The 12,418-nt window shown below is 71.0% G+C and carries 17 protein-coding genes; 11 read left to right on the top strand and 6 right to left on the bottom strand.

Annotation, left to right across the window (positions count from 1 at the left end):
• Positions 1–21 precede the first annotated feature (21 nt).
• Positions 22–612: an N-acetylmuramoyl-L-alanine amidase gene (locus ACZ3OF_RS09795; RefSeq protein WP_361668693.1), complete on the bottom strand. Its 591-nt coding sequence runs from the start codon at positions 610–612 to the stop codon at positions 22–24.
• 274 nt (positions 613–886) lie between these two features.
• Between ACZ3OF_RS09795 and ACZ3OF_RS09790 the strand changes: the two genes are divergently transcribed.
• Together ACZ3OF_RS09790 and ACZ3OF_RS09785 are read left to right on the top strand one after the other, a co-directional pair.
• Positions 887–2,302: a family 2B encapsulin nanocompartment shell protein gene (locus tag ACZ3OF_RS09790; RefSeq protein WP_361668695.1), complete on the top strand. Its 1,416-nt coding sequence runs from the start codon at positions 887–889 to the stop codon at positions 2,300–2,302.
• A gap of 101 nt (positions 2,303–2,403) precedes the next feature.
• Positions 2,404–3,447: a family 2 encapsulin nanocompartment cargo protein polyprenyl transferase gene (locus ACZ3OF_RS09785; protein ID WP_361668698.1), complete on the top strand. Its 1,044-nt coding sequence runs from the start codon at positions 2,404–2,406 to the stop codon at positions 3,445–3,447.
• A 4-nt stretch (positions 3,448–3,451) separates the two neighbouring features.
• Here ACZ3OF_RS09785 and ACZ3OF_RS09780 read toward each other — a convergent pair whose 3' ends face one another.
• On the bottom strand, positions 3,452–4,027 hold the full coding sequence (locus ACZ3OF_RS09780) for a TetR/AcrR family transcriptional regulator (protein WP_361668700.1): 576 nt from the start codon (positions 4,025–4,027) through the stop codon (positions 3,452–3,454).
• 130 nt (positions 4,028–4,157) lie between these two features.
• On the opposite strand from ACZ3OF_RS09780, the gene ACZ3OF_RS09775 reads away from it, so the two are divergent.
• From ACZ3OF_RS09775 to ACZ3OF_RS09765, 3 genes are read left to right on the top strand one after another with little or no spacing between them, the layout of a single operon-like run.
• Entirely contained in the window at positions 4,158–4,739 is a 582-nt protein-coding gene (locus ACZ3OF_RS09775) for a dihydrofolate reductase family protein (RefSeq protein ID WP_361668702.1), read from the top strand.
• A gap of 27 nt (positions 4,740–4,766) precedes the next feature.
• Positions 4,767–5,108, top strand: coding sequence for a hypothetical protein (locus ACZ3OF_RS09770; protein WP_361668704.1), 342 nt, complete (start codon positions 4,767–4,769; stop codon positions 5,106–5,108).
• Positions 5,109–5,150: 42 nt separating this feature from the next.
• Entirely contained in the window at positions 5,151–5,570 is a 420-nt protein-coding gene (locus tag ACZ3OF_RS09765) for a DUF6304 family protein (RefSeq protein WP_361668707.1), read from the top strand.
• A 103-nt stretch (positions 5,571–5,673) separates the two neighbouring features.
• On the opposite strand, the gene ACZ3OF_RS09760 is transcribed toward ACZ3OF_RS09765, so the two are convergent.
• Together ACZ3OF_RS09760 and snpA are read right to left on the bottom strand one after the other, a co-directional pair.
• Entirely contained in the window at positions 5,674–6,132 is a 459-nt protein-coding gene (locus ACZ3OF_RS09760) for a group II truncated hemoglobin (protein WP_361668710.1), read from the bottom strand.
• A 144-nt stretch (positions 6,133–6,276) separates the two neighbouring features.
• Positions 6,277–6,912, bottom strand: coding sequence for a snapalysin (gene snpA, locus ACZ3OF_RS09755; protein WP_361668712.1), 636 nt, complete (start codon positions 6,910–6,912; stop codon positions 6,277–6,279).
• A gap of 202 nt (positions 6,913–7,114) precedes the next feature.
• Between snpA and ACZ3OF_RS09750 the strand changes: the two genes are divergently transcribed.
• The 4 genes from ACZ3OF_RS09750 (at position 7,115) to ACZ3OF_RS09735 (ending at position 9,771) form a co-directional block, all read left to right on the top strand.
• A complete protein-coding gene (locus ACZ3OF_RS09750) occupies positions 7,115–8,071 on the top strand; it encodes a LysR family transcriptional regulator (RefSeq protein WP_361668715.1) in 957 nt (318 codons plus the stop codon).
• Positions 8,068–8,595 (top strand): GNAT family N-acetyltransferase, encoded by a 528-nt coding sequence (locus ACZ3OF_RS09745; RefSeq protein WP_361668718.1) that lies wholly within the window; start codon positions 8,068–8,070, stop codon positions 8,593–8,595. The genes ACZ3OF_RS09750 and ACZ3OF_RS09745 overlap by 4 nt, the downstream gene beginning before the upstream one ends.
• Complete coding sequence (locus ACZ3OF_RS09740; protein ID WP_467303871.1) at positions 8,592–8,924, top strand: hypothetical protein; 333 nt, start codon at positions 8,592–8,594, stop codon at positions 8,922–8,924. Before ACZ3OF_RS09745 ends, ACZ3OF_RS09740 begins: the two co-directional genes overlap by 4 nt.
• A 181-nt stretch (positions 8,925–9,105) precedes the next feature.
• A complete protein-coding gene (locus ACZ3OF_RS09735) occupies positions 9,106–9,771 on the top strand; it encodes a hypothetical protein (RefSeq protein ID WP_467303869.1) in 666 nt (221 codons plus the stop codon).
• Between the two features lie 181 nt (positions 9,772–9,952).
• Here ACZ3OF_RS09735 and sodN read toward each other — a convergent pair whose 3' ends face one another.
• Complete coding sequence (sodN, locus tag ACZ3OF_RS09730) at positions 9,953–10,348, bottom strand: superoxide dismutase, Ni (protein WP_361668726.1); 396 nt, start codon at positions 10,346–10,348, stop codon at positions 9,953–9,955.
• A 151-nt stretch (positions 10,349–10,499) separates the two neighbouring features.
• Between sodN and sodX the strand changes: the two genes are divergently transcribed.
• Positions 10,500–10,922 (top strand): nickel-type superoxide dismutase maturation protease, encoded by a 423-nt coding sequence (gene sodX / locus ACZ3OF_RS09725; protein WP_361668727.1) that lies wholly within the window; start codon positions 10,500–10,502, stop codon positions 10,920–10,922.
• Here the strand turns inward: sodX and ACZ3OF_RS09720 are convergent.
• Positions 10,826–11,455 (bottom strand): CGNR zinc finger domain-containing protein, encoded by a 630-nt coding sequence (locus tag ACZ3OF_RS09720; RefSeq protein ID WP_361436560.1) that lies wholly within the window; start codon positions 11,453–11,455, stop codon positions 10,826–10,828. The two genes, sodX and ACZ3OF_RS09720, sit on opposite strands and share 97 nt — an antisense overlap.
• 94 nt (positions 11,456–11,549) lie before the next feature.
• Here ACZ3OF_RS09720 and ACZ3OF_RS09715 point away from each other — a divergent pair, with 94 nt between their 5' ends.
• On the top strand, positions 11,550–12,314 hold the full coding sequence (locus ACZ3OF_RS09715; RefSeq protein WP_361668730.1) for a class I SAM-dependent methyltransferase: 765 nt from the start codon (positions 11,550–11,552) through the stop codon (positions 12,312–12,314).
• Positions 12,315–12,418 lie beyond the last annotated feature (104 nt).

Below are 12,418 nucleotides of genomic sequence, written 5' to 3'. Positions count from 1 at the left end.
CGTGCGGCCCGGCCGCCCCGGCTACCGCAGGCGCTCGCCGATCCGCCGGCGCATCGAGGCCATCGTGAAGCCGCGCGGGTCGACCTTCCCCGGCTGCCACTCCAGGTGGCCGATCACCGAGCGCTGGGTCCAGCCGTGCACCCGGCAGACCGCCGCCGCGGCCTTCTCGATGGCCTCCAGCTGGACCTTCGGCCAGGGGTCCACCCCGTCCCCGAGGTTCTCGCACTCGAACCCGTAGAAGTGCCGGTTGCCGTCCCTGTTCACCTCGTTGTCCGGCGGGAGACCCTGCTCGGCGATGACCGCCCGCAGGACGTCGTCGTCGCCGGCTCCCGCGTGGTTGGCGCGGCCGTAGCCGACGAGATGGACCGTGCCGTCCTTGGCGATCACGCCGTGACAGAGCGGCCCGGGCAGGGCGTCGTCGCCGTCCCGGCAGATCCGGACGGTGTTCGCGGTGCCCCGGGTGACCGTGTGATGGATCATCACGCCGTGGACCGGGCCCCAGGGGCCCTTGTGGTTGCGGTTGTGCGTACGCCACTCGCCGACCTGGACGACCGAGAGGCCCTCGGCGCGAAGGGCGTTGAGAAACCTGGTCGCCGACATGGGTGGGGCCATGACCGCCTCCTTCGGGATGAGCGGAACGGGACGGGGAGCGAAGCGCCCCGGGTAACGGAGTACCGGAGCGAGAGACTCCGCGGCCATCCGTTCGGACCCTGTGCGAGCCGATCCGGACACCGGGCCATGGGGCGGGCGGGGCTGCGCTGTTCGAGTGGGACCCAGACATGCCCAGCCGGAAGCCGATCACTCCCACTCATTTGTGTAATGGCGCAGGCACTCTGCGTGCTGGAAGGCTTCCTCTCGCAGGTCATTCACATCGAGAGGGAGTTCCATGTCCGTTGGTTCGGTTGGCGACGAGGTCCGCGCGGAACAGACAGCGCCGCAGCAGAGTCTCGGTACCGCCGCCGCGCGGAACCTGGCTACCACCACCAAGTCCGCGCCCCAGATGCAGGAGATCACCTCCCGGTGGCTGCTCCGCATGCTGCCGTGGGTGCAGGTCCAGGGTGGTACGTACCGGGTGAACCGGAGGCTCAGCTACTCCGTGGGTGACGGTCGCGTCACCTTCGTGCAGACCGGAGAGCGTGTCGCGGTGATCCCCGCCGAACTCGGCGAACTCCCCGCGCTGCGTGGCTACGAGGACGAGGAGGCCCTCACCGAGCTCGCCTCGCGATGCAGTCAGCGGGAGTACGCGGCGGGTCAGGTGATCGCCGCCGCCGGCGAGCCCGCCGACCGTGTCCACCTCCTGGCGCACGGCAAGATCGAGCAGATCGGCGAGGGGCCGTACGGCGACGAGGCGATCCTCGGAGTCCTCGCCGACGGTTCGTACTTCGGCGACAGCGCGCTGACCCACGCCGACGCCACCTGGGAGTGGACCGCCCGCGCGGCCACCGCCTGCACCGTCCTCGAACTGACCCGTGACGACGTGCGCAACCTGGCCGAGCGGGTCACCTCGCTCGCCGACCACCTCGCGAGCATCGCCGCGCTGCCCCACCAGCGCACCAACAAGTACGGAGAGGCCGAGATCGACCTCTCCGCGGGCCACGTCGGCGAGGCGACCGTCCCGCACACGTACGTGGACTACGACGCCTCGCCGCGCGAGTACGAACTGTCGGTCGCGCAGACGGTCCTGAAGGTCCACAGCAGGGTCGCCGACCTCTACAACCAGCCGATGAACCAGACCGAGCAGCAGTTGCGGCTCACGGTCGAGGCGCTGCGCGAGCGCCAGGAGCACGAGCTGATCAACAACCGCGAGTTCGGTCTGCTCTCCAACTGCGACTACGGACAGCGCCTCCAGCCCCACGACGGCGTGCCCAGCCCGGACGACATGGACGAGCTCCTCTCCCGCCGCCGGGGCTCCAAGATGTTCCTCGCCCACCCGCGCGCCATCGCCGCCTTCGGGCGCGAGTGCAACCGGCGCGGACTCGTCCCCGAGTCCATCGAGATCAACGGCAACCGGATCCCGACCTGGCGCGGAGTGCCGATCTATCCGTGCAACAAGATCCCGGTCTCGGACGCCCGGACCACGTCGATCATCTGTATGCGCACGGGCGAGTCCGACCAGGGCGTGATCGGCCTGCACCAGACGGGCATCCCGGACGAGATCGAGCCGAGCCTGTCCGTCCGCTTCATGGGCATCGACGAGCAGGCGATCATCTCCTACCTGGTCACCGCCTACTACTCGGCGGCGATCCTCGTGCCCGACGCCCTGGGAGTCCTGGAGAACGTGGAGGTCAGCCGCTGGCGCTGACGCGCCGACCCCGGTGACCGTGACGGGGGGCCGTGCCGACCGGGCCCCCGTCACGACCGCCGTAGGAGCACCGAGCCCCGACGAGAGAGGGAACTGTGACCATGACCCGGGCGGACGCCGTGGCCGACCCCCAGGACGCCGTGGCGCTCCTCGACCAGACGCGGAGCGTCGTCGATCCCCAACTGCGGTCCACCATCGAGGCGTTACCGCGCTCCATACGCAGGGTCGCGATGTACCACTTCGGCTGGGAGCAGGCCGACGGCTCCCCGGCCGACGGGCGGGCGGGCAAGGCCATCCGGCCCGCTCTGGTGCTCGCCGCCGCCCGCGCGCTCGGCGGTGACCCGGCGCCCGCCGTGCGGGCCGCCGCCGCGGTGGAGCTCGCGCACAACTTCAGCCTGCTCCACGACGACATCGTGGACGAGGACCCGACCCGCCGGCACCGGCCCACGGCCTGGACGGTGTTCGGCATCCCCGAAGCGCTGATCGCGGGCGACGCCGTGCTGGCCCTCGCACTGCGGCTGCTCGCCGAGGACGGACACCCGGTCGCGGCCGCCGCCTCGGCCCGGCTCGCCGCCTGTGTCATCGAGCTCTGCGCCGGCCAGCAGATGGACTGCGCCTTCGAGCGGCGCGCCCCGCACGAGATCACCCTGGACGAGTGCGTGGCGATGGCCACCGCCAAGACGGGCGCCCTGCTCGGCTGCGCCTGCGCCCTCGGCGCGCTGTACGCGGGCGCGGGCGGGGAGGAGGTCGCGGCGATGGACGCCTTCGGCCGGGAGGCCGGGCTCGCGTTCCAGCTCATCGACGACCTGATCGGCATCTGGGGCGACCCGGAGCGTACGGGCAAGCCGGCCGGAGCGGATCTCGTCGCCCGCAAGAAGTCGCTGCCTGTGGTGGCGGCGCTCGCCTCGGGGACCGCGGCGGGGGAGGAGCTGGCCGAGCTGTACTCCCGTAAGGAACTGGACGCCCCCGCCGTACGGGCGGCGGCTGACGCGGTCGAGCGGGCGGGCGGCCGGGACTGGGCGCAGGCCCAGGCGGCCGACCGGATGGCCCGGGCGGTGCAGCAGCTCTCCCGGGCGGTCCCCGATCTGGCCGCGGCCGGAGATCTGCTCGCCCTGTCGGAGTTCGTCACGCGACGGACGCGCTGACCGGTCAGTCCTCCGGAACGATCCGGCGGACCACGGTCTCGATGAGGGCGTCCAGTTCGCGGTCGTCGTGGAGCCCGGGGACCGTGAAGTGGTCGAAGAGCAGTCCGGTCAGGGCGAAGTAGAGCAGCCGGACCGTGTCCGCGTCGCCCGGCATTCCGGTCTCGACGTGCGTGCGGATGTTGTAGTCGAGATCGGCGCGCAGCACCTTCGTGAGCTGCGTGCGCAGTTCCGGACGCCGTGTGGCCTCCAGCCGGAGCTCGAAGAGGCCCAGATAGCAGGTGCGTTCGGCGGCCATCCGCCGGGCGAGCCAGCGCATCAGCTCGACGACGAGCTCACGGCTGGGCTTCGGCCGCATGGCCGCGACCAGCGAGTCCGGCTCCGGGGTCATGCGGACGAAGATCCGGTCCGCGACCTGCGAGAGCAGCTGGTCCCGGTCGGTGAAGTAGTTGGACGAGGTGCCCATGGGGACGCCCGCCCGGGCGTCGACCGCCCGGAAGGTGAGCCCGCGGGCGCCCTCGTCCCCGAGCACCTCGATCGCCGCGTCGAGCAGCGTCGTGCGGCGTTCCTGGTTCCTGGCCACCGGACCTCCTGGTTCCGCTTCTTTTCGGATTTCTTCGGAAGATAGCTCTTGCGCAACCACTACAGGTGAAGCACTATAGCCGTCGTGGTTGCGACCGCAGCTCACCTCTCGAATGACGAAAAGGATCGGTTTGCGCAAGCTCACCTACTTCATCGCCTGCTCCATCGACGGCTTCATCGGTGACCCCGACGGTGACGCCGCGTCCATGTACCAGTTCGTGGACGCGCCGTTCCTGGAGTTCCTCAAGGGCGAATACGCCGAGACGATCTCGACGCAAGGGCGTGAGGCCCTCGGGATCGACTCCGAGAACAAGCGTTTCGACACCGTCATCCAGGGCGTGAAGTCCTACAAGGTCGCCCTGGACATCGGCATCACCAGCCCCTACGCCCACCTGCGGGAGATCGTCGCGACCCGCTCGCTCACCGAGTCGCCCGACCCGAACGTCGAGCTGATCTCCGACGACCTGGTCGGCCGCGTGCGCGAGCTCAAGGCCGAGGACAGCCCGCTCGGCATCTGGCTCTGCGGCGGTTCGCAGATCGCCGGCGCCCTGGTCGACGAGATCGACGAGCTGGTCATCAAGACGTACCCCCAGGTCTACGGCTCCGGCATGCCGATGTTCGGCGCCGGCTTCGAGCCCCGCGACTTCGAACTGGGCGAGGTGCGCACCTTCGACAACGGCGTGCTCGTCCGTACGTACACCAGGAAGCGGTGACCAGGGGCGCGTCCTACCCTGGGAGGTATGGGCAGCGAAACCCCGCGTACGGTACGGGACCCGCAGGCCACGCCCTCGTGTACGGCCTGCGGACAGTCCCTCGGCATCGTCGCGAAGCGGCACAAGGTCCTGGGGGCCTGGGTGCCGGAGTGGGAAGTGCAGCCGTGCCGTAACCCGCGGTGCGCGCTCTACGTCCGGCCCGATCACGCCGAAGGGGAGGGCGGGGAGCCGGGCGATGCCTCGGCGCAGACGGCGGGAGCGGTCGCGAACGGGACCCCGGCGGGAGTCCCCGACGACGGCACGGAAGCCGCTACCCCGCACGTGACCGGCAAGAACGGCGAGACCGGGAGAAGTCCGACCACAGGGTGACCGGCCGCGCGAAGGAGCCGGTCAGACCGCTACAGTCCGCGCATGTCATCGGAGTCGACGGAAGTCTGGACCGGCTGGTACCGGGACCGCAGCGGCGCGGAAGCGATCGTGATCACGGTGGACGGACGACAGGTGTCCGCCCGCATCAGGGGAGTCGAGTACACGGGCGCGGGCTTCGCCGCCCTGAGCGCGGCGGAGAAGGCCGGCGAGGCCCTCACCGGCTGCGTCCTGGAGTGGGACCTGCCGCTCCCCGTCGTCGTGGACGGCGCCGCCCAGCAGGCCACCCTCAGCTGCCTGCTGACGCTCGGCGAGCGGGCGGACCTGAGCCTGACGCTGCACTACGGCGGCACGGCCTACGAGTCGGGCATCGCGGGCGGCGACTTCGAGGAGGCGCTCGACCGGGTGAGGCGCCAACTGCCGGAAGGCGCGGCGTTCGGCCGCCACCTGCTCCAGACGGCCTGACGACGGCCTGGCGACGGCTCTTGAACGACCTCCTGCCCTGAGGCGAAAGCGGTGGTGTCTTCGGCCCCATCACAGGGGATGCCACCACGTGGCGGGGCGGCCGTCAGGCGAGGCCGTCCCAGCCCCAGCGCGGGGTGGGGCCGGGCTCGCCGAGATCCGTGCCCGGCGCCGAGGCGGACACGTCCTTGGCGATCCGCGTCCCCCAGCCGAAGTACTCCACCACCCGGTCGCGCAGCAGGGCGTCGTCCGGCAGCTCCTTCTCCACGGCAGCCGTCATCAACTCCATCCACCGCAGCCGCTGCTCCTCCGTGATGCCGAGGCCGAGATGCGCGCGGAGCAGGGCCTGATGCCCGCCGAGCTCCGCCGTGAACCCGGCGGGCCCCGAGAAGACCTCCGCCAGCCATACGGCGACGTGCTGGACGTGGGCGGCGGTGAAGTCGGCGAAGACGGGCGCGAGGAGGGGGTCGGCCAGGACCGCTTCGTAGAACGTCTCGGAGAGCCGGCGCAGCGCGTCGGCACCGCCCACGGCCTCGTACAGGGTGTTCGTGTGCTCGGCGGTCATGAACGCCTCCGGGATCCGGGATGTGTCCTCCCAGCTTTCACACAACACACCCCGGATCCAAGGATGTTCGCTCTCGGCGGGGCGAACGGCGGCCGCTGCCGTCCGCCCCGCCGAGGTGTGGGTCCGGTTCGGGTCCTGGTGGGGTCAGAACGCCTTGAAGGCCGTGGCGAGGCCGTTGCGCCAGAGCTGGTCGACGCGCGCCCGCTCCTGGGTGTTGGGCTGGGCGTTCTGGCATGAGGTGCCCGGGCCGCCGCCGGACATCAGCTCGCTGCACGGGCCCGAGTAGTGGTCGGGGAGGCCGAGGACGTGCCCGGTCTCGTGGGCGGTGACGCGGGTGGAGTTGTACTGCTGGTTCTGCCGGTAGTCGAGGAAGATGTAGCCGTTGCCGTGGCCGTCGGTGCTGGCGTACGAGCCACGCGGGTCATTGCCCTCGTAGTAGCGGAAGTCCGGGTTGCTGCCCTCCACCAGCCGTACGTTGACCACCGAGCTGTTCCATATCTGGGTGCTGCGGGAGATCTGCGTACGGAAGCTCGGGGCGTTGGAGGCGCTGTAGACGACGGTGACGGCGGCCGCGCCGGGGTTGGCGGCCCGCTTCTTCGCCACGGACTTCATCACGGCTTCGTGGAAGGCCTTGGTCGCCTTGGCGTCCTCGGCGGACCCGGCGTAGGCCGCGTAGCCGGACGGCGCGGCGGAGGCGACGGGTGCGGCACCGAGCGCGGCGGCGAGTCCGAGGCCGAGGGTGGCGGCGAGCGAGGCGGTGAGGACCTTGGGGTGTCTCATGGGGGGGGCTCCTCCTGGTCGGTTGGGGAGAGTGTCGGGGGAGCCGGGGCGGGTGCGGATGATGGCAGCAGGGGATAACGCGAACGCATCACCGCCGCGCCGGGACAGGTCCGAGGGATAGGTCCAACTCCCTGTGATTCAAGGGTAATTGGAGTGATGTGGGTGTCTGGTGCGGTGCAGGGTACCGCCCTACCCTCGGGGCATGGAGCTGGAGGTGAGGCATCTGCGCGTACTCTGCGCCATCGCGGAGACGGGCAGCCTGCACAAGGCGGCGCGGCAACTGGGCATGAGCCAGCCCTCGTTGACGACCCAGCTGCGCCGGATCGAGAACTCCCTCGGCGCGGAGCTCTTCACGCGTGGGCGCACCGGCTGCCGGCCCACACCGCTCGGCCGCTCGGTGCTCAGCAGGGCCCGCCCGCTGGTCGACCAGATGGCCACGCTGATCACCGAGGCCCGCGCCGCGGCGGCGCGCAGCGACGGTCCGCGGCTGCGGGTCGGATCGACGGCGAGCAGGGCCCTGCCGGGCTGGCTGCGCCGGCTGCGCCAGGGGCTCGTCGGCACGGACATCGCGCTCCACATGGACGTCTCCGCCAACGCGCTGCTGCGGTCGGTCGCGGCGGGCCAGCTCGACGTGGCCTTCGTCCACGAGGTCGAGGGCTGCCCGCTGCGGGTGCCGGACGGCCTCCTGGCACGGGTCCTGGTCGAACGGGAGCCGCAGTTCGTGGCGCTGGCCCGCGACCATCCGGCCGCCGCGCTGCCGGTGGTGGAGCTGACCGACCTGGCGGAGGACCGCTGGATGGTCGACCCGACGGTGGACGGCGAGTGGGACGGGCTGCGGCGCGTCCTGAGCGAGGCCGGCATCGACCCGCCGCTGCTCCACGGCGACTACCACACGGCGGCGTCCCTGATCGCCCTCGGTGAGGCGGTGGCGCCCTGCCAGCCGACATCGTTGCCACGCGAGGACATGGCGATCCGTCCTCTGCGCGACGATCCCCTGGCCGTACGTCTCCTCCTGTACGCCCGTGAGGAGGCCCTTCTGGACCCCCTGTACGCCGACCTCACGGAGGCCTACCGCGAGGCGGCTCTGCGCGCCTCCCCGTACCGTCAGTGGCTCCGCCGGCACGGGATGTCAGTGGGGGCGGGCATGATGACGGCATGACGGATCACGGCGGCAGCTCACCAGACGCGAACGGCCACGGGGCGAGCCCCCGGTCGACCGCCGCACGCGTACGGCCCGCGCGCCCCGAGGACCTCGGCCGGGTGGCCGAACTGGCGGCGGAGCACGCCGCGTACGAGAAGGCCGCCCCGCCCGCCCCGGGCCTCGCGGAACGCCTGAGCCGCCTCCTCTTCGGGCCGGAACGGCCCCGCCTGCGCTGCCTGGTGGCCGAACTCCCCGACGGCCGCCTGGCCGGTTACGCCACCTGCGCCCCGGAACTCTCCACGTGGGACGGCGCCGAGTACCTCCACATGGACTGCCTCTACCTCTCCCCGACGGAACGCGGCCTGGGCCTCGGCCCCCTCTTCATGACCGCCCTCCAGACCGAGGCCCGGGCACTCGGCCTGACGGAGATCCAGTGGCAGACCCCGACGTGGAACGAGGGTGCGATCCGCTTCTACGACCGCCTGGGCGCCACGGCGAAACCGAAACTCCGCTACACCCTCCCGGTGGACCCCAGCCGATGACCCCTTGGTGCGTCCGTTCCGCCGACGGCCTCGCCGGCGAGATCACGGTGACCGGCGGCGACTTCCCATGGCTCAACGGCCGCTTCACGCCGGGCCCGGCGTACGACACGGTGAAGGACCTCTTCGCGCGCGAACTGGCCCTGCTCGAACCGATCCTCGAAGGCCCCGACGACGACGGGGCGACGGAAGCCTGGGAGTCCGCCTACGACGCCGTGAGGTCCGCCGTGACCCTGGAGTCCCCGGACGGCGTCCCGGTCCCGGAGTTCCTCCTCCACATCGAGGGCCCCGAAGCCTGGTTCCGCTGGTCCCCGGAGCCGTTCGAGGACTGACCGAGCGCGTGAACATCGCCTCGGAGGAATGCACTTGACCGTCCAGCGCATTCCGGGGTGGCTCGTTGCCCTGACGACCACCGTCGGCGGAGCAGCACTCACGCTGTGGACGCAGCGCTGACAGGAAGCTCCCCGCACTCGCGCCGTGCGCCGCCGGGTGGCGATGCCGCAGACTCTCCGGGTGATCGTTCTGCAGCCCGTCCTGGAGACCAGTGCCACCGATGGCTTCGAGCTGTGGCCCGTGATCGAGTGCGGTGCGTACGGATTCATGGCGCTGAGCGGCGCACTCGGCGCCGCCGAGGTCGGCACGGCCGTCATGCGTATCGCCGAGTGCAACGACGTGGAGCCGGAGGACGGAGGACCGCCGCGGCCCACCGACCCGCTGGGGAGCTTCCTTCACGGTCTGCTCACCATGGACACCCTCTTCGTCGCCGGCGGCCTCCGGGTGGCCGACACGGCGACGGGAGTCGTGCTGGTGCCGGGCTGCTGCAACGGGCTGGACGAACGCCGTGACTGGCTCGACGTCCTCGACGGCGACGGCTGGGCCGCCTTCGGTCACGACCCCTCGCCGATCGCCGAACGCGTCGGCGACGTGGTGCGTCTGACCGTGGACACCGAGCGGCCGGACAGCCCGGTGATCGAGCTTCCCCTCCCCGATCTGCGCCGCCTGCTTGCCGACGCGGAACGTGACCTGACCGACTTCCTCCACCTGGCCACCGCCTGGGCGTCCGCACACCTGCCCGGCCTCGCCGCCCCCGTGTGCGCGGCTCTCGCCCGCGCCCTCACCCTGCCGGCACCGGCCGTACCGCGTCTGCCGGAGGCGAGCGCCCCGCTCGACAGGGGCTAGGCCAGGTCCCCGTGACGGCGATCTCCGACTCGTCCTGCGGATCCACGTCGTTGACCTGTTGCCCGGGAAAAAGACCGCACCCGGACCGTCACGGTCGCCATGTTCGGCGGTCGAGCGGGCCGGGTGCGGGCTGGAGACCTCGTGGCCGAGGGGGCCGTGGGTCCGAGGGCGTGACCGGAGGTCAGGCCTTCTTCGTCTCCTTGAAGATGCGGTCCACCTCGGCGATGAGCTCCAGCGCCTTCTCGCCCGTCTTCGGGTCCGTCGACGCCTTGGCGGCCGAGAGGGCCTTCAGGGTGTCGTTGATGAGCTGGTGCAGCTCCGGGTGCTTCTCGAAGTGCGGGGGCTTGAAGTAGTCGCTCCACAGCACCGAGATGTGGTGCTTCGCGAGCTCCGCGCGCTGCTCCTTGATGACCGTGGCACGCGCGCGGAAGTGCGCGTCCTCGTTGGCCTGGTACTTCTCCTGGACGGCCTTGACCGACTCGGCCTCGATCCGGGCCTGGGCCGGGTCGTAGACACCGCAGGGGAGGTCGCAGTGGGCGCTGACCTTCACCTTGGGGGCAAACAGGCGGGAGAGCATTGAGCTGTCCTTCCTCGTGATCGTCTTCTCAGGTGGGAGATTACTCCCCGAGAAGGCTGTTTTCGCGAGCGCCCCCTAGGGCTTAGGACAAAAGTCCAGGGTCACCATGGGACTCGTGTACGAGTGGACGATCGGATCGGGAGGTGCCGGAATGACGGACGCGGGGCGGGAGGCCGGGCCTCTGTTCGGGATCGCCGAGGTGACGGGGGTGTCCATGGTGCCCACGCTGCTCCACGGCGACCAGCTCCTCGTGCACTACGGCGGACGGCTGCGGCCCGGGAGCGTGGCCGTGCTGCGTCACCCGCTCCAGCAGGATCTCCTCATCGTGAAGCGTCTGATCGAGCGACAGGCCGCCGGCTGGTGGGTGCTCGGGGACAACCCGGACGCCGAGGGCGACAGCCGCGTCTTCGGTGCCGTACCGGCCGAGCTGGTCCTCGGGCGCGTACGGGCGCGGTACCGGCCCGTCACGCCCGGGCGTCAGCGGTCGGTACCGGTGGTGCTCGCCTGGCTGTTCTCCGCGCTGAGGCCGGTCCGGTCCGACCGTTCGGCCTCCAGGCGCTTGCGGGCCCGGTAGGCGGCCACGTTGGCGCGGGTCGCGCACCGGTCCGAGCAGTAGCGGCGGGAGCGGTTGGTCGAGGTGTCGAGGTAGGCGTTGCGGCACGGCGACGCCTGGCAGAGGCCGAGCCGGTCGGCGCCGAACTCCGTGAGGTGGAAGGCCAGCCCCATCGCCGCGATCGCCGCGTAACCCGAGGTCGCGTTCGAGGGGTGGTCGGCGAGATGCATGTGCCAGCGCGGATGCCCCTCCTCGTCCAGGTAGTCGTGGCCCGAGATCTGCGGGCTGACGGGGAACTCCAGGAGCAGCGAGTTCAGCAGGTCCACCGCCTGGGTGTGGTCGCCCTCGTCCGCCGCGGCGAAGACCGCCCGCAGCCGGGCCCGTACCGAACGGAACCGCGTCACATCGGCATCCGTCACCCGCCGGGCCATCTGCGAGGCCGTGCCGAAGAGCTCCCGGACAGCCTCGACCGAGGTGAGGGCGTCCTTGCTGCGGGCCGGCTCCTCGGTGTTGACCAGACGCACGGCGTAATCCGAGTAATAGGCCAGTTCCACTTGTAGTCCTTACGGCGGAGGTCTAGTGTCGGGTGCGGAGGGGGTAATGGATGTTCCCCCTTCGAGGGTATTACGAAGAGGGCGAGGTTGAGGGATGACGGACGCGGCGACGACCGGAACCGACTGGGCGGCCTGGCAGGAGAGCTGGGACCGTCAGCAGGAGTGGTACATGCCGGACCGCGAGGAGCGGTTCCGCGTGATGCTCGACATGGTCGAGGCCGTGGTGGGGCCGGAGCCCCGCGTCCTGGACCTGGCGTGCGGTACAGGGAGTATTACGGATCGGCTGCTCAAGCGGTTCCCGAAGGCGACCGGCGTCGGCGTCGACCTCGACCCCGCCCTCCTCGCCATCGCCGAGGGGTACTTCGAGGGCGACGAGCGCGTCACCTTCGTGACCGCCGACCTCAAGGACCCCGAGTGGGTCACGACGCTTCCGCACGACTCGTACGACGCCGTGCTCACCGCCACCGCGCTGCACTGGCTGCACACCGAACCGCTCACCGCGCTCTATGGGCAGCTCGCCGGCCTCGTCCGGGACGGCGGTGTCTTCATGAACGCGGACCACATGATCGACGAGACCACTCCCCGGATCAACGCCGCCGAGCGCGCCCACCGCCACGCCGCCATGGACCGCGCCAAGGCCGCCGGCGCTCTCGACTGGGCGGCGTGGTGGGCCGTCGCCGCCCAGGACCCGGTCCTCGCCGAACCGACCGCCCGCCGCTTCGAGATCTACGGCGAGCACGCCGACGGCGACATGCCGTCCTCCCGCCGCCACGCCGAGATCCTCCGTGCCGCCGGCTTCGCCGAGGCCCGCCCGGTCTGGGCCTCGCCCTCGGACACCCTCGTGCTGGCCGTGAAGTAGCGCGTACGAGGAAGGGGCGGTACGGAATCCCGTACCGCCCCTTCCCGACCTCCGGACTACAGCACCTTGGACAGGAACGCCTTCGTCCGGTCGTGCTGCGGGTT

Source organism: Streptomyces sp. NPDC022552, assembly GCF_055561875.1.
This window is presented reverse-complemented; position numbering and strand designations above follow the sequence as displayed.